14 protein-coding genes are annotated in these 17765 nt (G+C 64.3%); 5 read left to right on the top strand and 9 right to left on the bottom strand.

Features of this window, described 5'->3' with window-relative positions:
• Positions 1–259 precede the first annotated feature (259 nt).
• On the bottom strand, positions 260–1225 hold the full coding sequence (gene gspK / locus F3J44_RS29035; RefSeq protein ID WP_167277920.1) for a type II secretion system minor pseudopilin GspK: 966 nt from the start codon (positions 1223–1225) through the stop codon (positions 260–262).
• A 146-nt stretch (positions 1226–1371) separates the two neighbouring features.
• On the opposite strand from gspK, the gene tatA reads away from it, so the two are divergent.
• The 4 genes from tatA (at position 1372) to F3J44_RS29015 (ending at position 4833) form a co-directional block, all read left to right on the top strand.
• Positions 1372–1596, top strand: coding sequence for a twin-arginine translocase TatA/TatE family subunit (tatA, locus tag F3J44_RS29030; RefSeq protein WP_205300254.1), 225 nt, complete (start codon positions 1372–1374; stop codon positions 1594–1596).
• Positions 1596–1886: a Sec-independent protein translocase protein TatB gene (tatB, locus tag F3J44_RS29025; protein WP_167060295.1), complete on the top strand. Its 291-nt coding sequence runs from the start codon at positions 1596–1598 to the stop codon at positions 1884–1886. The genes tatA and tatB overlap by 1 nt, the downstream gene beginning before the upstream one ends.
• A complete protein-coding gene (tatC, locus tag F3J44_RS29020; protein WP_167277918.1) occupies positions 1883–2644 on the top strand; it encodes a twin-arginine translocase subunit TatC in 762 nt (253 codons plus the stop codon). Before tatB ends, tatC begins: the two co-directional genes overlap by 4 nt.
• 83 nt (positions 2645–2727) lie before the next feature.
• Positions 2728–4833: an HET-C-related protein gene (locus F3J44_RS29015; RefSeq protein ID WP_167277917.1), complete on the top strand. Its 2106-nt coding sequence runs from the start codon at positions 2728–2730 to the stop codon at positions 4831–4833.
• Between the two features lie 9 nt (positions 4834–4842).
• Here the strand turns inward: F3J44_RS29015 and F3J44_RS29010 are convergent, their stop codons facing one another.
• Positions 4843–5154, bottom strand: coding sequence for an NGG1p interacting factor NIF3 (locus F3J44_RS29010; protein ID WP_167277915.1), 312 nt, complete (start codon positions 5152–5154; stop codon positions 4843–4845).
• 4 nt (positions 5155–5158) lie between these two features.
• Positions 5159–9058 carry a phosphoribosylformylglycinamidine synthase gene (gene purL, locus F3J44_RS29005; protein WP_167277914.1) on the bottom strand — a complete coding sequence of 1300 codons (3900 nt, stop codon included), beginning with the start codon at positions 9056–9058 and terminating at the stop codon, positions 5159–5161.
• Positions 9059–9329: 271 nt separating this feature from the next.
• Between purL and mltF the strand changes: the two genes are divergently transcribed.
• Positions 9330–10787, top strand: a complete 1458-nt coding sequence (gene mltF, locus F3J44_RS29000; RefSeq protein ID WP_167060311.1) for a membrane-bound lytic murein transglycosylase MltF — start codon at positions 9330–9332, stop codon at positions 10785–10787.
• A gap of 169 nt (positions 10788–10956) precedes the next feature.
• On the opposite strand, the gene tadA is transcribed toward mltF, so the two are convergent.
• The 6 genes from tadA to F3J44_RS28970 form a co-directional block, all read right to left on the bottom strand.
• Complete coding sequence (gene tadA / locus F3J44_RS28995; protein ID WP_370526362.1) at positions 10957–11439, bottom strand: tRNA adenosine(34) deaminase TadA; 483 nt, start codon at positions 11437–11439, stop codon at positions 10957–10959.
• Positions 11436–12818 (bottom strand): multicopper oxidase family protein, encoded by a 1383-nt coding sequence (locus F3J44_RS28990; protein ID WP_167277912.1) that lies wholly within the window; start codon positions 12816–12818, stop codon positions 11436–11438. Before F3J44_RS28990 ends, tadA begins: the two co-directional genes overlap by 4 nt.
• Before the next feature lie 164 nt (positions 12819–12982).
• Positions 12983–14560 (bottom strand): glutamine-hydrolyzing GMP synthase, encoded by a 1578-nt coding sequence (gene guaA, locus F3J44_RS28985; RefSeq protein ID WP_167060321.1) that lies wholly within the window; start codon positions 14558–14560, stop codon positions 12983–12985.
• 78 nt (positions 14561–14638) lie between these two features.
• Positions 14639–16108, bottom strand: coding sequence for an IMP dehydrogenase (gene guaB, locus F3J44_RS28980; RefSeq protein WP_167060324.1), 1470 nt, complete (start codon positions 16106–16108; stop codon positions 14639–14641).
• 86 nt (positions 16109–16194) lie between these two features.
• On the bottom strand, positions 16195–16752 hold the full coding sequence (locus tag F3J44_RS28975) for a sugar ABC transporter ATPase (protein ID WP_167060327.1): 558 nt from the start codon (positions 16750–16752) through the stop codon (positions 16195–16197).
• A gap of 50 nt (positions 16753–16802) precedes the next feature.
• A complete protein-coding gene (locus F3J44_RS28970) occupies positions 16803–17618 on the bottom strand; it encodes a sulfite exporter TauE/SafE family protein (protein ID WP_240158575.1) in 816 nt (271 codons plus the stop codon).
• Positions 17619–17765 lie beyond the last annotated feature (147 nt).

The raw sequence follows: 17765 nt of genomic DNA, 5'->3' as shown, positions 1-17765 counted from the left end.
CGGTACGGCCACGCTCGTCGACGGTGGTAATCCAGCGTAATGATGGCGGGGAGATCGGCACCGTCTGATCCCGGGCCGGGGGCCACAGGGTTGGCGCCGACCGGGTAGGAGCGAGCGCAGCTCGCGATGGGGCGCGCAGCGGCCCCAGTTTTTCAGCTTCGCGGCTCAAAATGCCAGGGCTGCTGTGCAGCCCATCGCGAGCTGCGCTCGCTCCTACAAGGCCTACCGTCAACGGGTGAAAACGCGATCTCCTGTGGCTTTACCAGATCATCGGCTCGCGGCTACGCACGCGCACCTGTTGCGCCGGCACCCGGGCGTGCCATTGCACCACCCCCAGTGCCTCTACCTCGTATTCGCTGCGCATCACCCTGCCCTGCTCCTCAAACGACAGCTGCAGCCGGTAGTACCCGCTGTTGAGCAGCAACCCCTCGCTCAAGCGCTCGAAGGTTTCATCGTCCACCGCGCCCAGTGCCTGGCGTAGCGCCGAGGCATCCGGGTACCCCGAAGCCGGGCGCCCAGTGATGATGCGGCTAAGCAACGAACGCGGGTAACGCCCCTCGTACAACGCATCGAGCAACGGCAAGTGCTCCACGCCCAACGCATTGGCATTCAGGCGCCAACCCGTGGTTTGCGGCAGGGCACACAACATCGGGTAACGCCGTTGGCGAGTAGCGTCGGGTTCAAGCAAAAGGTTCAGCTCGCTGGTGTCGAGCATCGGCTGGTTGGCCGCCAGCCGGGGAGGCTGCTGGCGCAGGTACTGGGCGCTCTCGGCGCCCTGCAGGCGGGCGTCGCTGTCGCTGTCGAGCCAGTCGGCCAAGGCATCGACCAGCTGCGCGGCGGCCATGTCATCGCCCAGCACCTGGCGCAACTGGCGCTCGGCACGCTCACCCTCTGCCCCCAACAGGGCATTGACGTTGAAGCAGGTGTGCTGGTCGCGCACCCGCAGCTGCGCGTGGCCAGCGCCAAAATCGTAGGCCAGCGGTTGCCCGCGCAGGGCTTGCCAGAACAGCGGGCTAAGGCGCCAGGCCGGGTCGCGCAGGGCCTGGCTGGCATAGGCCAGGCCCGCTTGCTCCATGGCCCGCACCTGAACCCGCTGGCGCAGCAACTGCACGTCATCGACTTGGCGCCGGCCATCCTCCACCAGCCAGGCCATGCCTGCCGCCAGCATGGCCAACACCACCATCACCATCAGCAGCGCCGCGCCCTGCTGTTGCTTGCCCGCCATCGTGCAACCGCCCTTCGCGCGAATCAAAACGCAAGTCTTCACCTGGGTTGTTGCAAGGACATTGCAGCGGGCTTGCAGTCATGTTGGCGTCATCCGCACAAGGCAGGATTGGCCTTCGTTTTCATGACCTTACAGGAGTAGTGGCAATGGGTGGCATCGGAATCTGGCAACTGGTGATCGTACTGCTGATCGTGTTCCTGCTGTTTGGCACCAAGCGCCTCAAAGGCCTGGGCAGCGACGTTGGCGAAGCGATCCAAGGCTTTCGCAAGTCCATGGGCGGCGATGAGGCGCCAGGCGCGCCCCACGTTCAGCAGCAGCCGCCCGTGACCCAGCAGGCCGCCCAGCAGCCGCAAGCGGATCGCCAGGGCTGATGTTCGAGATCGGCTTCAGCGAACTGCTGTTGGTCGGCGTCGTCGCGCTGCTGGTGCTCGGCCCGGAACGCCTGCCGGTGGCGGCGCGAACCCTGGGCCGCATACTCGGCCAGGCGCGCCGGGCCATGCAGGGCCTGCGCACGCAGATGGAGCGTGAAATCGACATGCCTGCGTTCGACAGCGCCCCACTGCAGCGCCTGGAGCAGGAAATCCGCCAGGGCATCAGCCTGAACGCGGAGCCGGCCAATGATGGAGCTACGGCCCCGACGCCCAAGGAAAACACCTTATGAAGCGTGCCATCGACCCAGCGGCCAGCATGCCGCTGACCGAGCACCTGCGCGACCTGCGCAAACGCCTGGTGCGCTGCCTGGCGCTGCTGGCGCTGGTGTTCGCCGGCCTGTTCCCGTTTGCCCAGGCCTTGTACACGCTGGTTTCCGAGCCGCTACGGCGGTTTTTGCCGGAAGGCGCCAGCATGATCGCCACCAGCGTCACCTCACCGTTCCTGACACCGTTCAAGCTCACCGCGATGTGCGCCGTGTTCGTTGCCATGCCGTTGTTGCTGCACCAGGCCTGGGGGTTTCTGGCGCCGGGCCTGTACCGCCGTGAACGGCGCATTGCCCTGCCGTTGCTGGTGTCGAGCATCCTGTTGTTCTATGCCGGCATGGCCTTCGCGTTCTTCCTGGTGTTCCCGATGATGTTCGGCTTCTTCGCCAGCGCGACCCCGGACGGCGTGGCAATGATGACCGACATCAGCCAGTACCTGGACTTCATCCTGGCGTTGTTCCTGGCATTCGGCCTGGCCTTCGAAATCCCGGTGGCAACGTTCATCGTGGTGTGGGTGGGCGTGGCCGATGTGCCAACGCTGCGGCGCAGCCGGCCTTACGTGATCGTTGGCTGCTTCGTGGTGGGGATGATCCTCACGCCGCCGGATGTGTTCTCGCAGACCATGCTGGCGGTGCCGATGTGGATGCTGTTCGAACTGGGGCTGGTGGCGTGCACCCTGGTGCGTGAGCCATCGCCTGGCAGCCGTGAAGTTGCAGGGCACTAGGGGCCTGCACCGGCAGCACTACCGCCTGCATTTCAGGCCACCGCTTGCACATGCTGGCCGTTCATTCGAATCAGGTAGTTACGATGAACGACCAGCATCCCGACCTTTCTTCACTCAACAGCACGTTCGCCCTCGATCACTTTGCCGAACTGGCATCCAGCATGGACGTGCAGATGTTCACGCACTTGTTCAGGCCGGTGTTCGGCAGCCGCCTGCCCCCTGCCTTGTTCATGCACCTGCACAAGGAGCTGATTGCCAAGGCCTTCAGCAACCCGCCGTGCCAGATCAACCAGGACAGCGACCGGCCCTGCACGTACGACAGCCAAACGGGCCTGATACAGGTGCAGCACGATGCAGTCGCCCGCGCCATTGACGAGCCCGCCGCCACCGCCCCGCTCATGATCGCGTTGCTAGGTGCATTCGCGCTGCACGTGCAGCACCTATTGCTACGAGGCTCCACCGCGCTTGGCCTGCCAGAGGTTGAGACGCCTGGGGCCGAAGCAGTCAAGGCTGACTTCGTGCGCACTCTGTTGTTCTACACCAAGCCGCTCACCTCTGGCGGCACGATCGCCACCGTTACCGAGGCAGGCACCGAACATCAATTGACGCTCAGTATCCCGGACAGCAGCCAGTACCGGGTAAACCGCTTTTCCGCGGGGCGCGGTGACAAAAACGCCCGTCACTCCTACGGCCACCAGTCCATCGAAGACGTCTTGGAAGCCGTAGGTTTTGACGAGGCGCAACGCCAAGCCATCTATTTTGGTAACTGGCTGCGTGATTACTCGCAGCTGATCGACCCCAAGATCGTTCAGCCACAGGAAAATGCCGGCGTCGACACCGCACAGATTCTTCAAGCCATCATTTCAGGCAATCTGCCAAGGGTTTCCCGGGAAAAGCTGACCGCCATCGTCGACCTGTTCGGCCTCAAGGCATTCCAGGCCTTGCAGCAAACGCCAGAAGGGCGTGAAAACTACCGGGTAACCCCGAAAATGCTGGGTGTCTACCGCGCCCACGAGCATATCGACAACCCCACCACGCTGGACCGGGAGGCATTCGACCCACGCAGCATCGACCCTGAGTTCACCGCCCTGGTGTTGCCTGAACATGTCGCCAACAAGGTACTGCCCAAGCGCTCGATGAAGCGCTACATCCGCCGGCCGCTCGCCTATATGGTCAAGCAACTGGAGGCGGCCAAGAAGGAAGGCATGACAGCAACAGGCATGCGCCTGTTCGGTGAGGCCCTGCATGTGCTGGAAGACTATTTCGCCCATTCCAACTTCATCGAGCTCAGCTTGCGCAAGCTGGGGCACGGTGAAGTGCTGGTGTGGGCGCCCCGTATCGAATCGAGGGAAGAAAGCCGCCATGACATTCCTGTCATCACGGGCATGTTCGGTGCGCTGGATATCGTCGGCAGCGTCAGCGACCCACTGGCCAACCTGCTGTATACAGACAACGACGCCCCACCTCCGAAGGCCGGTGAGCGCAGCGACTTCGACAATGTCATGCTGATCTTGCTCAAGGACGAGGACCCGTTTCTGGTCAAGGCGTATGAGCTGTACCTCAACGCACGCGATGGCATCAGGGGTAGCGCGGCGTATGAATGGCTACAGGGAGTGATACAGATCGCCGAAGTGCCAAGCAAAGCCGTCGACTATGCCAGCAACCTTATCAAGAAGCCCCTGCTGAAATGGGCAGGCGACCATATCGCGACCTTGCAGCACCACCTGGGGGGCGACCCCAATCAGGACGCCAGCATCATGGCCACCCACTCACAGCTGGCCAAAGACCACGACACCCATCCGTTCCATGGCCTGGCTGTGCTGCTGGCGGCACTGGCCGTGCGGGATGTCGGACGCGCCATGTACCAGCACTGGACATCGACGGGAACGGAGGCAGGCGACCCACGGGAGGTAGCCGAACGCTTCATGGTCCACCCCAACGACGCTGAGTGGTTCGAGCAAACAGTCGACAAATGGGCCAGGGAGAACCCTGAAAAAGTCGAGCAGGGCAAATCGCTGGAAACGCTTCGGCAGTTGCAACGCGACGAGCTGGAGCGCGCGTTGAAGGCGATTAAGAGCCGCCTGGACGAGGCCGTGAAGCATATCGAAGAAATCGAGGAGATCACCGATACCAGCTACTGGGACATTGTCAATTTGCCCGATGCCGGGCCTGCCCCCTGGAGCCGGTAGGCCGCCAGGTCAGTAATCGAGCAAACGCCAGACCTCATAGGCTGGCGTTTCATACGGATGGCTCTGGCGCAATGCGGCAACGACCTGGGCGACCAGGTCGTCAGCCACCACCAGCTCTACCTTCCACTCCTCCACCACCTCGACCTGGCCGGTTTGCCCAAGGAACGGCTGGCTGCCGTCCAGTGGGCGGAACTGGCCTTGGCCCAGGGTTTGCCAGGCGCAGTGGTCGTAGTCGCCGATGCGCCCGCCACCGGCGGCGAACACGGCGGCCTTGACCACTTCCACATGGCTGGCCGGGACGAAGAAGGCGAGCTTGTGCACCGCCTTAGTTCACCCAGACGCGGGCGTTGCGGAACATACGCATCAGCGCGGCGTCTTCCTGCCACTCATCCGGGCGCCAGGAGTTCTGCACGGCGCGGAACATACGCTCCGGGTGCGGCATCATGATGGTCACGCGGCCGTCGCGGCTGGTGAGGCCGGTGATACCCCGCGGCGAGCCGTTCGGGTTGGCCGGGTAGGCTTCGGTGACCTTGCCGTGGTTGTCGACGTAGCGCAGGGCCACGCAACCGGACAGGTCGGCTTCGAGCAGTGCGTCTTCGCTGGCGAACTCGGCATGGCCTTCACCGTGGGCGATGGCGATTGGCATGCGCGAACCGGCCATGCCCTGCAGGAAGATCGAGTTGGACTTCTGCACCTCGACCATGGCCACGCGCGCCTCGAACTGTTCCGAACGGTTGCGCACGAAGTGCGGCCAGTATTCGGTGCCCGGAATCAGCTCGTGCAGGTTGGACATCATCTGGCAACCGTTGCACACGCCCAGGGCGAAGCTGTCGGTGCGCTCGAAGAAGGCCTGGAAGGCGTCGCGGGCGCGGCTGTTGAACAGCGCCGACTTGGCCCAGCCTTCACCGGCACCGAGCACGTCACCGTAGGAGAAGCCACCGCAGGCGACCAGGCCCTTGAAGGCTTCGAAGTCCACGCGGCCAGACAGGATGTCGCTCATGTGCACGTCGATGGCGGCAAAGCCTGCGCGGTCGAAGGCCGCCGCCATCTCCACCTGGCCGTTGACGCCCTGCTCGCGCAGGATCGCCACTTGCGGGCGCACGCCCTTCTTGATGTACGGCGCGGCGATGTCGTCGTTGACGTCGTAGCCAACCTTGACCGACAGGCCTGGGTTGTCTTCTTCGAGCAGCAGGTCGAATTCCTGGTCGGCGCAGTCGGCGTTGTCGCGCAGGCGCTGGATCTGGTAGCTGGTTTCGGCCCACTGGCGCTGCAGCATGCGACGGTCATCGTCGAACAGCACTTCGCCGTTGAGGCTGATGGACACTTCGCCGTTGTTGATCGGCTTGCCGATCACCGCCACGCACTCTTCGCCCAGGCCCGCGGCGCTGAACTGTGCCAGTACGTCCGGGGTGGCATCCTGGCGAACCTGGATGACCGCGCCCAGCTCTTCGTTGAACAGAATGGCCGGCACGTCGCCCTTGCTGTCGGTCAGCGGGTCGAGGTGCAGGTCGAGGCCGCAGTGGCCGGCAAAGGCCATTTCCAGCACGGTGGTCAGCAGGCCGCCGTCGGAACGGTCGTGGTAGGCCAGCAGGTGGCCGTCGGCGTTCAGGCCCTGGATCACGGCGAAGAAGGCCTTGAGGTCTTCGGCGTCGTCGACGTCCGGTGCCTGGGCCGCGATCTTGCCGTAGGTCTGGGCCAGGATCGAGGCGCCCATGCGGTTCTTGCCGCGGCCCAGGTCGATCAGGATCAGGTCAGTCTCGCCCTTGTCCATGCGCAGTTGCGGGGTGAGGGTCTGGCGGATGTCGGTGACCGGGGCGAAGCCGGTGATGATCAGCGACATCGGCGAAGTGACGCTCTTCTCGACGCCCTCTTCGCTCCACTTGGTCTTCATCGACATGGAGTCTTTGCCGACCGGGATGGTGATGCCCAGCTCCGGGCACAGCTCCATGCCCACGGCCTTGACGGTGTCGTACAGGCGCGCGTCTTCACCCGGGTGGCCGGCGGCGGACATCCAGTTGGCCGACAGTTTGATGTCGGACAGTTTTTCGATGCGCGAAGCGGCCAGGTTGGTGATGGTTTCGCCAATCGCCATGCGCCCGGACGCCGGGGCATCGAGCAGGGCCAGCGGGGTACGCTCGCCCATGGCCATGGCTTCACCGGTGTAGACGTCGAAGCTGGTGGCGGTGACGGCGCAGTCGGCCACCGGCACCTGCCACGGGCCGACCATCTGGTCGCGGGCGACCAGGCCGGTGATGGTGCGGTCGCCGATGGTGATCAGGAAGCTCTTGCTGGCCACGGCCGGGTGGCTGAGCACGCGCTGCACGGCGGCGTCCAGGTCCAGCTGGCTTGGGTCGAAATCATCGCCCAGCTCGGCTTCGCGGGTAACCGAACGGTGCATGCGCGGCGGCTTGCCCAGCAGCACGTCGAGCGGCATGTCGACCGGGGTGTTGTCGAAGTGGCTGTCGGTAACGGTCAGGTGCTGCTCTTCGGTGGCCTCACCGACCACTGCGAACGGGCAACGCTCGCGTTCGCAAATCGCCTGGAAGCGCTCGAAGTCCTCGGCGCTGACGGCCAGCACGTAGCGTTCCTGCGATTCGTTGCTCCAGATTTCGTGCGGGGCCATGCCCGGCTCGTCGTTGGGCACGTTGCGCAGCTCGAAGCGGCCACCGCGGCCGCCGTCGTTGACCAGTTCCGGGAAGGCGTTGGAAATGCCGCCGGCACCGACGTCGTGGATGAAGGCGATCGGGTTGGCGTCGCCCAGCTGCCAGCAGCGGTCGATGACTTCCTGGCAACGGCGTTCCATTTCAGGGTTTTCGCGCTGTACCGAGGCGAAGTCCAGGTCGGCCGAGCTGGCACCGGTGGCCACCGACGATGCGGCGCCGCCGCCCAGGCCAATGAGCATGGCCGGGCCGCCGAGCACGATCAGCTTGGCGCCGACGGTGATCTCGCCCTTCTGCACGTGGTCTTCACGGATGTTGCCCATGCCGCCTGCGAGCATGATCGGCTTGTGGTAGCCGCGCACTTCTTCACCGTGCGGGGTGTCGATGGCTTGCTCGAAGGTACGGAAGTAGCCGGTCAGGGCCGGGCGGCCGAATTCGTTGTTGAACGCAGCGCCGCCCAGTGGGCCTTCGATCATGATGTCGAGGGCATCGACGATGCGCTCAGGCTTGCCGTAGGCCTGTTCCCACGGCTGTTCGAAGCCCGGAATGCGCAGGTTGGACACGGTGAAGCCGGTCAGGCCGGCCTTGGGCTTGGCGCCACGGCCGGTCGCGCCTTCGTCGCGGATTTCGCCGCCGGAGCCGGTGGAGGCGCCGGAGAACGGGGCGATGGCGGTCGGGTGGTTGTGCGTCTCGACCTTCATCAGGATGTGCACCGGCTCCTGCACCGCGCCGTACTGGCGGGTTTCAGGGTTCGGGAAGAAGCGCCCGGCAACGTTGCCGACGATGACCGAGGCGTTGTCCTTGTAGGCCGACAGCACGCCTTCGTTGTGCATCTGGTAGGTGTTCTTGATCATGCCGAACAGGCTCTTTTCCTGAGCCTGGCCGTCGATGTCCCAACTGGCGTTGAAGATCTTGTGGCGGCAGTGCTCGGAGTTGGCCTGGGCGAACATCATCAGTTCGATGTCGTTCGGGTTGCGCTTGAGGCCCTGGAAGGCGTTGACCAGGTAGTCGATCTCGTCTTCGGCCAGGGCCAGGCCCAGGTCGAGGTTGGCCTGGGCCAGGGCGGCGCGGCCACCGGAGAGGATATCCACCGAGGTCATCGGCTTGGGCTGGGCGTGGCTGAACAGGTCCGACGCCTGCTCCAGCTGGGCCAGCACGCGCTGGGTCATGCGGTCGTGCAGTTCGGCGGCGATGAGTTGCGCATCGGCGTCGCTGAGGTTGCCGGCAACGTAGTAGGCGATGCCGCGCTCCAGGCGCTGGATCGACTGCAGGCCGCAGTTGTGGGCGATGTCGCTGGCCTTGCTGGCCCATGGCGAGATGGTGCCCAGGCGCGGCACGACCAGGAACAGGCGGCCGGTCGGCTCCTGTACCGGCACGCTCGGGCCGTATTTGAGCAGACGGCCCAGCACCTGCTGCTGGTCGGCGGTCAGCTCGCCGTCAACGTCGGCGAAGTGGGCGAATTCGGCATACAAACCAGTAACAGCGGGGACTTTCTGGCTCAGTTGCTCGAGTAATTTACCGTGGCGAAAGGCAGAAAGGGCAGGAGCGCCGCGCAGGATCAACATCGTCGGGACAGCCTCAGGAAGGGGTGTGCTTAGAGGCCGTGCATTCTAGCCTAATTCGATGGCTTGCGGCACCCGCTCTACGCCGTGGCTGCCGGGCGGTGGAACCGGACTTCGGGGTCAAATTTCAGAGGGGGTTTGCCTTGGGTGATTCTGCGCCTGGGAGATCGAGCGCCGCCCCTCCAATGGCAGGCCCAACCACACAACGCGCTACCAGACAAGCTAACCGTTGTCGAGATATGGTTGGGCCGGTCCTTTGCGTATACTGCAACCTATGTTCGCCCACACTGCTTTGCGCCAGCGTTGCGCCAAATGGCTGATTGCAACCGGACTCTTTCTACTGCTCGGTGCCTGCGTTGAAAAACCCAGCACCCTCGAGCGCGTGAAGGAGGACGGCGTGCTGCGCGTGATAACCCGCAACAGCCCGGCCACCTACTTCCAGGACCGCAACGGCGAAACCGGCTTCGAATACGAGCTGGTCAAGCACTTTGCCGATGACCTGGGCGTGAAGCTGCAGATCGAAACCGCCGACAACCTCGATGAACTCTATGGCGCCCTGGGCAAGCCCTCAGGCCCTGTGCTGGCGGCAGCCGGCCTGGTCAGCAGCGAACGGCGCCAGGCCCAGGTCAAGTACTCGCACCCCTACCTGGAAGTGACGCCGCAGGTCATCTACCGCAACGGCCGCCCTCGCCCCACCGACGCCAAGGGTTTGGTCGGCAAGAAGATCATGGTGCTCAAGGGCAGCAGCCACGCCGACCAATTGGCCGAGCTGAAGAAGCAGTACCCAGGCCTGCAGTACGAAGAGTCCGACGCCGTCGAGGTGGTCGACCTGCTGCGCATGGTCGACGAAGGGCAGATCGACCTGACCTTGGTCGACTCCAACGAACTGGCAATGAACCAGGTGTACTTCCCCAACGTGCGGGTGGCCTTCGACCTGGGCGACACCCGCGACCAGCGCTGGGCGGTGGCCGCCGGTGAAGACAACAGCCTGCTCAACGAAATCAACGAATACCTCGACAAGGCCCAGAAGAACGGCACCCTGCAGCGCCTGAAAGACCGCTACTACGGCCATGTCGACGTGCTCGGCTATGTGGGTGCCTACACCTTCGCCCAGCACCTGCAGCAGCGCCTGCCCAAGTACGAGAAGCACTTCAAGAGCTACGCCAAGGTCGAGCAGGTCGATTGGCGCCTGCTGGCAGCGATCGGCTACCAGGAGTCGATGTGGCAGCCTGAGGTCACCTCCAAGACCGGCGTGCGCGGCCTGATGATGCTGACCCAGCGCACCGCCCAGGCCATGGGCGTGTCCAACCGCCTGGACCCCAAGCAGAGTATCCAGGGCGGCGCCAAGTACTTCATGAAGATCAAGGAAGAGCTCGACGACAGCATCAAGGAGCCGGACCGCACCTGGTTCGCCCTGGCCGCCTACAACGTCGGCACCGGCCACCTGGACGACGCCCGCACCCTGGCCAAGCGCGAGAAGCTGAACCCGAACAAGTGGCTGGACGTGAAGAAAATGCTGCCGCGCCTTTCGCAGAAGCAGTGGTACCGGCAGACCAAGTACGGCTATGCCCGTGGCGGTGAGCCGGTGCACTTCGTGGCCAACATCCGGCGCTACTACGACATTCTCACCTGGGTGACCCAGCCACAGCTCGAAGGCCAGGTGGCCGAGGGTGCTCTGCATGTGCCAGGGGTGAACAAGGACAAACCTGCGGACCAGTCGCCGCCGATGTAAAACCGATCTCACCCGTTGACGGTGGCCCTGGTAGGAGCGAGCGCAGCTCGCGATGGGCTGCAAAGCAGCCCCGGCATTCGTGCCGCGGAGCTGCAAAACCGGGGCCGCTGCGCGCCCCATCGCGAGCTACGCTCGCTCCTACCCGGTCAGCGCAGGCTTTCAGGGCAGGTCATGCCTTGGCGCGACGCGCCTTGAAGAACTCACTCAGGATCTGCCCACACTCCTCGGCCAGCACCCCGCCCTCCACCATCACCCGATGGTTGAGAAAGCCCTGCGCGAAGAACTGCCCCTGGCTCTGCACGATGCCCGCCTTGGGCTCCAGCGCGCCGAACACCACCCGCGCCACCCGCGAATGCACGATCAGCCCCGCACACATGCTGCAGGGCTCCAAAGTCACGTACAGGGTGCTGCCTGGCAGCCGGTAGTTGCTGGCCGCCTGGGCCGCCGCACGAATGGCCACCATCTCGGCATGGGCGCTGGGGTCGCTGTCGATGATCGGCCGGTTGAAGCCCTGGCCGAGCACCTGGCCATGCTGCACCAGCACCGCACCCACCGGCACCTCGCCCATGGCCGCACCCTCGGCGGCCAGGGCCAGGGCCAGGCGCATGAATTCCTGATCGCGGCTGCGATCGATGATCTGCGGGCGCATCACACCACCGCGATCGCGGCCATCAGGCCGGTTTCCATGTGGTCGATCACGTGGCAATGGAACATCCAGGTGCCGGGGTTATCGGCCACCAGGGCCACCTGGGCACGTTCGTTCTTGCCCAGCAGGTAGGTGTCGGTGAAGTAAGGCTCGGGGATCTGGCGGCGATTGGAACCGATCACCTTGAAACTCATGCCATGCAGGTGAATCGGGTGCTGATACTGGGTCATGTTCTTCAGCTCGAAGATGTAGCTCTTGCCCTTCTTCAGCGTGGCGATTGGCCGGTCGGCGCAGGTCTTGTCGGTGATGTCCCAGGCCTGGCCGTTGATCTGCCACATACTCGACGGCTTGTCCGGGTTGGCGTCGACCGAAACGCTGGCCGCCCATTCGAAATTGAAGTTGAGCTTTTCGGCATTCTCCAGGTCCGGCTCGGCAATCGGGTTCGCCGGCAAGGCCTTGGGCCAATCGCCCGGCGCCGCGTTGCTGGCCACTGAACGCAGGGTGCCCAGGCGCACGAAACCGTCGCGCAGGGAAACTTCCTCGCCCACCTCGGGAATGCGGATGGCCAGGCAGATGCGCATGCCGGGGCCGAGCCAGTATTCGTCGTCCAGTGCCCGAGGGGTCACCGGGTTGCCGTCCAGGGCATAGATCTTCGCCTCGCAGTTGCCCTTGAGGTTGAGGCGGTAGGTCCAGGTGTTGTCCAGGTTCAGCAGGCGCACCCGCACCACCTGGCCAGCCGGCAGTTCCGTGACCGAGTCAGCCTGGCCATTGATGGTAATCAACCGTCCCGCGGTGCCGTTGCGCGCTGCCTCGCGCGGGATACTGAAGGGCAGCCAGGCGCCCTGCTCGTCCACGTGCCAGTTCTTCAGGCTCAGCGTGCGCTCATGTTGGAAGCCGGTCGGCTCGCGCTCCTCGACGATCAACGGGCCGACCAGGCCACGCCCCAGTTCCTCGGAACTGTCGACGTGGGGGTGGTACCAGTAGCTGCCGGCGTCCGGCACGCGGAACTTGTAGTCGAAGTACTCACCCGGCTTGACCGGCAACTGCGAGACGTAGGGCACGCCGTCCATTTCCAGCGGCAGGCGAATGCCGTGCCAGTGGATGGTGGTTTCCACCGGCAGGTGGTTGATGAAGCGCACCCGCAGCCAGGTGCCCTGGCGTACCCGCAACTCAGTGCCAGGCGCCGACGGGCCGAAGGCCCAGGCCTCGGTCTTGAAGCCCGGCACCAGCTCGACGTCCAGGGGGGCGGCGATCAGCTCGTAGTCGTGCCCGGCGTTGTCGTCCTCGACCTTGCCCAGCCAGTAACGGGCCGCGCCACCGGCGCCCAGGCCAACCACAACCAGGCCGGTGAGGCCCTTGAGCATTTGTCGACGGGAGAAGGACATCGGTGCGGGTACCTCGTGAGCGGTGCAATCAAGCTGCCAGCAGGGCTGGCGGTGAAGGGCGAATACGATACACCTGCAAATGGGAAATATTAAGTGAAGTATTGTTTCTCCCGCGCTGACGGCAGATACAACAAGGGCGCCTTGCGGCGCCCTTGTGGCTCAACTCATTCCCACTCGATAGTGGCCGGCGGCTTGCTCGACACGTCGTAGGTCACCCGCGAGATGCCTTCGATCTCGTTGATGATACGGCCGCTGACGGTTTCCAGCAGTTCGTACGGCAGGTGCGCCCAGCGTGCGGTCATGAAGTCCACAGTTTCGACGGCGCGCAGTGCCACTACCCAGGCGTAGCGACGGCCGTCGCCAACGACGCCAACCGACTTCACCGGCTGGAACACCACGAATGCCTGGCTGGTCTTGTGGTACCAGTCGGCCTTGCGCAGCTCCTCGATGAAGATATGGTCGGCGCGGCGCAGGATGTCGGCGTATTCCTTCTTCACTTCACCCAGGATACGCACGCCCAGGCCCGGGCCCGGGAACGGGTGGCGGTAGACCATGTCGTACGGCAGGCCCAGCTCCAGACCGATCTTGCGTACTTCGTCCTTGAACAGCTCGCGCAGCGGCTCGACCAGCTTGAGGTTCATTTCCTCAGGCAGGCCACCGACGTTGTGGTGCGACTTGATCACGTGGGCCTTGCCGCTCTTGGCGCCAGCGGACTCGATCACGTCCGGGTAGATGGTGCCCTGGGCGAGGAACTGGATGTTCTCCAGCTTGCTGGCTTCGGCATCGAAGATGTCGATGAAGGTGCGGCCGATGATCTTGCGCTTCTTCTCCGGGTCCGCTTCGCCTTCCAGGTTGTCGAGGAACTGCTTTTCAGCGTCGGCGCGGATCACCTTGACGCCCATGTTCTCCTTGAACATGGCCATCACCTGGTCACCTTCGTGCAGGCGCAGCAGGCCGTTGTCGACGAATACGCAGGTCAGCTGGTCGCCAATGGCGCGGTGCAGCAGGGCAGCAACCACCGAGCTGTCGACGCCGCCGGACAGGCCCAGCAGGACGTTGGCCGAGCCGACTTGCTCACGCACCTGGGCGATGGCGTCTTCGACGATGTTGGACGGGGTCCACAGGGCTTCGCAGCCGCAGATGTCCTGCACGAAGCGCGACAGAATGCGACCGCCTTGCTTGGTGTGGGTCACTTCCGGGTGGAACTGCACGCCGTAGTAGCCGCGGCTGTCGTCGAACATGCCGGCGATCGGGCAGCTCGGGGTGCTGGCCAGCACGTGGAAGTTGCCTGGCATCTGGGTGACCTTGTCGCCGTGGCTCATCCACACGTCCAGGCCCAGTACGCCGTCATCGTCGACGTGGTCTTCGATGCCGTCGAGCAGGCGGCTCTTGCCGACCACGTCGACACGGGCGTAGCCGAACTCACGCAGCTCGGAACCTTCGACCTTGCCGCCCATCTGCTCAGCCATGGTCTGCATGCCGTAGCAGATGCCCAGTACCGGCACGTTCAGGTCGAATACGGCCTGTGGGGCACGCGGGCTGTTGGCTTCGTGGACCGACTCGGGGCCGCCGGCGAGGATGATGCCGCGCGGGTTGAATTCGCGGATCGCTTCATCGTCCATGTCGAATGGGTGCAGCTCGCAGTACACGCCGATTTCGCGCACGCGGCGGGCGATCAGCTGGGTGTACTGGGAACCGAAATCGAGGATCAGGATGCGGTGAGCGTGAATGTCGAGGGCCATGACTCAATCTCGTCAGTGGAAATCGGAAACGACGCGGGGCTGTCGTGACAGCCCCGCTTTGTGTTGTAACTGGAAGCCTTAGCCTACGCGGTAGTTAGGGGCTTCTTTGGTGATCTGCACGTCATGCACGTGGGACTCGGCCATGCCGGCACCGGTGATGCGTACGAACTCAGGCTTGGTGCGCATTTCTTCGATGGTGGCGCTGCCGGTGTAGCCCATGGACGAACGCAGGCCGCCCATCAGCTGGTGGATGATCGCGGCCAGGGCGCCCTTGTAGGGAACGCGGCCTTCGATACCTTCCGGCACCAGCTTCTCGGCACCGGCCGAGGAGTCCTGGAAGTAACGGTCGGAGGAGCCTTGCGCCTGAGCCATGGCACCCAGCGAACCCATGCCACGGTAGGCCTTGTAGGAACGGCCCTGGAACAGCTCGACTTCGCCCGGCGCTTCTTCGGTACCGGCGAACATCGAACCCATCATCACGCAGGAAGCACCGGCGACGATGGCCTTGGACAGGTCACCCGAGAAACGGATGCCGCCGTCGGCGATCAGTGGCACGCCCGTGCCTTCCAGGGCAGCGGCAACGTTGGCGATGGCGCTGATTTGCGGCACGCCGACACCGGCGACGATGCGGGTGGTGCAGATCGAGCCTGGGCCGATACCGACCTTGACCGCGTCGGCGCCGGCTTCAGCCAGGGCCTTGGCGGCGGCGCCGGTGGCGATGTTGCCGCCGATCACCTGCACCTGCGGGTAGTTTTCCTTGACCCAGCGAACGCGGTCGATCACACCTTTGGAGTGACCGTGGGCGGTGTCGACCACCACCACGTCAACGCCGGCGGCAACCAGGGCGGCAACGCGCTCGCCGGTGTCCTTGCCGGTGCCGACCGCTGCGCCAACGCGCAGGCGACCCTGGTCGTCCTTGCTGGCCAGCGGGTAGGCCTTGGCCTTCTCGATGTCCTTGACGGTCATCATGCCCTTGAGGGCGAAGTTGCCGTCGACGATCAGGACTTTTTCCAGGCGGTGCTTGTGCAGCAGCTCGCGGACTTCGTTCTTGTCGGCGCCTTCGCGGACCGTGACCAGGCGCTCTTTGGGCGTCATCACGTCGCGGACCTTGGCGTCCAGGCGGGTTTCGAAGCGCACGTCACGGGAAGTGACGATACCGACCAGGTCACCGTTGGCCAGAACCGGAACACCCGAGATGTTGTTCAGGCGGGTCAGTTCGAACAGGTCGCGCACGGTGGCGTCGGCCTCGATGGTGATCGGGTCCTTGACCACGCCAGCCTCGAACTTCTTGACCTTGCGCACTTCGCCGGCCTGCTGTTCGATGGTCATGTTCTTGTGGATGATGCCGATACCGCCTTCCTGGGCCATGGCAATGGCCAGGCGCGCTTCGGTCACGGTATCCATGGCGGCTGAAACCAGCGGAATGTTCAGCTCGATGCCACGGGTCAAACGGGTCTTGAGACTGACTTCATTGGGCAGTACCTCGGAGTAGCCAGGTACAAGGAGGATATCGTCGAAGGTCAGGGCTTCTTGGCTGATACGCAGCATCGCGGGGGCTCCCGGGCGGGAAAAATGGAAGCGCGCCATTATACTCATCCACGGCGCGCCGCTCAATGCAAAATAAGGGCCTTCGGTCAGCGTGATGGCAGTTTTACCTGCACCACCGCCACGGGCTGGTCGAGCCAGTCGGCGAAGCTGTCGAGAAAGGCCTGGGTGAACCCGGCCTCGCCCCAGTTGTTGAAGATGAACCCGAGGTTGGAAAAGGCACATGGCTGCAGGAAAATGAAGCCGTTGATGTCGTCTTCATGGCCGCACAGCGGGCAGGTGAAGTTGTCGCTCACCGCCGGCATCCATTCTTCCAGGCTCTCGAACAGCGGCTCACCGACCTCGCGGCGGCACTCCGGGCAACCGGCTTCTTCGAGAAAGCCTTCGGTCGGGGTATAGATGCAGCGCTTGAGCATGACCTCCAGGCCATTGACCTGTTCGCCCAAGGGCAGTTTCTCGGGGTGCAGGGCGACCTTGCGCGCACCCTCGGCCAGCGCATGGCCCATGCGGTTGCCGGTACGCCCGCAGGTGCTCAGCGCCTCCTCGACGATTTTCTCGCGCACCAGCCAGCGCAGGATGGCCCGTGCGCGGGCTTCGTGCACCGGCACGGTAGACAGTTTGGGAACGATGATGCTCTGGGTGTTCATGAACGGGGCAAGCCTGAAAACTGCGGTAATGGGGCAATTCTACCGCCTGCTCAGGCGCTCAGGTAGCGACCGATCAGTGCCAGGCCGCTGGCCAGCACCAGCCAGGTGACCAGGCGCACGAAAGCCTCGCGGGAAAGCCTCAGGGTCAGCCGGCGGCCGAGCCAGAGGCCGAGGAACATCACCGGCAGCAGGCAGGCGGCCAGCAGCAGCAAGCTGGTATCGGCATAGACACCGGCGACCAGGAACAGCGACAGGCGCACGATGGTGCTGCAACTGATCAAGGCGCTCTGGGTGGCGCGCACCTGCTCTTTCACTTCCAGGCGTGCGCTGAGGTAGATCGCATAGAGGAAGCCACCACTGCCGAACAGTGCACCGAACAGCCCGCCCACCGTGCCCATCGGGACCGCCCAGAGGCCGGAAAGCTTTGCCGGCCGAACCTTTACCGCCAAGCCGTAGATGGCGTAGGCCGTGACGAACAGGCCCATCAGCAGCAACAGCAGGTCGGACTTCAAATGCAGCAGGAACACCACGCCCAGGGTGCAGCCCACGGCCATGCATGGCAGCAGCCGCAACAGCTCGCCGCGCACCACGTCGCGGCGCGACGGCAGCAGGTTGCCGAAGGCGGCAACGAAATCCAGCAGCACCAGCAGCGGGATGATGCGTGACAGGGGCATGAAATGGATCAGCACCGGGCCGGCCACCAGCGCCGTGCCGAAGCCGGCGATGCCGAAGACGATGTAGGCGGCGGCGATGGCCAGGAGGATGGGGAGCCATTCGTAGGGTGTGAGGGAGAGTTGGGTGAGCATCGTGCTGGGGTCCTGGTTGTCCTTGGGGTGTTCGTTGGGGGGTGTGGCTGGCAGGTGCATGCCTTGGGTTTTGTGGCGCCTTTGAGATCGAGCGCCGCCCGCGCGGCGCATCGCAGGCAAGCCTGCTCCTACATCTGTTTCGGGCCAGTGTTCATGTGGCCACCGCGCGCGGCCCTTTGTAGGAGCAGGCTTGCCTGCGATGCGCCG

The organism is Pantoea sp. Tr-811 (genome assembly GCF_011752535.1).
In the GTDB taxonomy this organism is placed as follows: domain Bacteria; phylum Pseudomonadota; class Gammaproteobacteria; order Pseudomonadales; family Pseudomonadaceae; genus Aquipseudomonas.
Note: the sequence above shows the minus strand (reverse complement) of the source record. Positions and strands in the feature narration are given on the sequence as shown.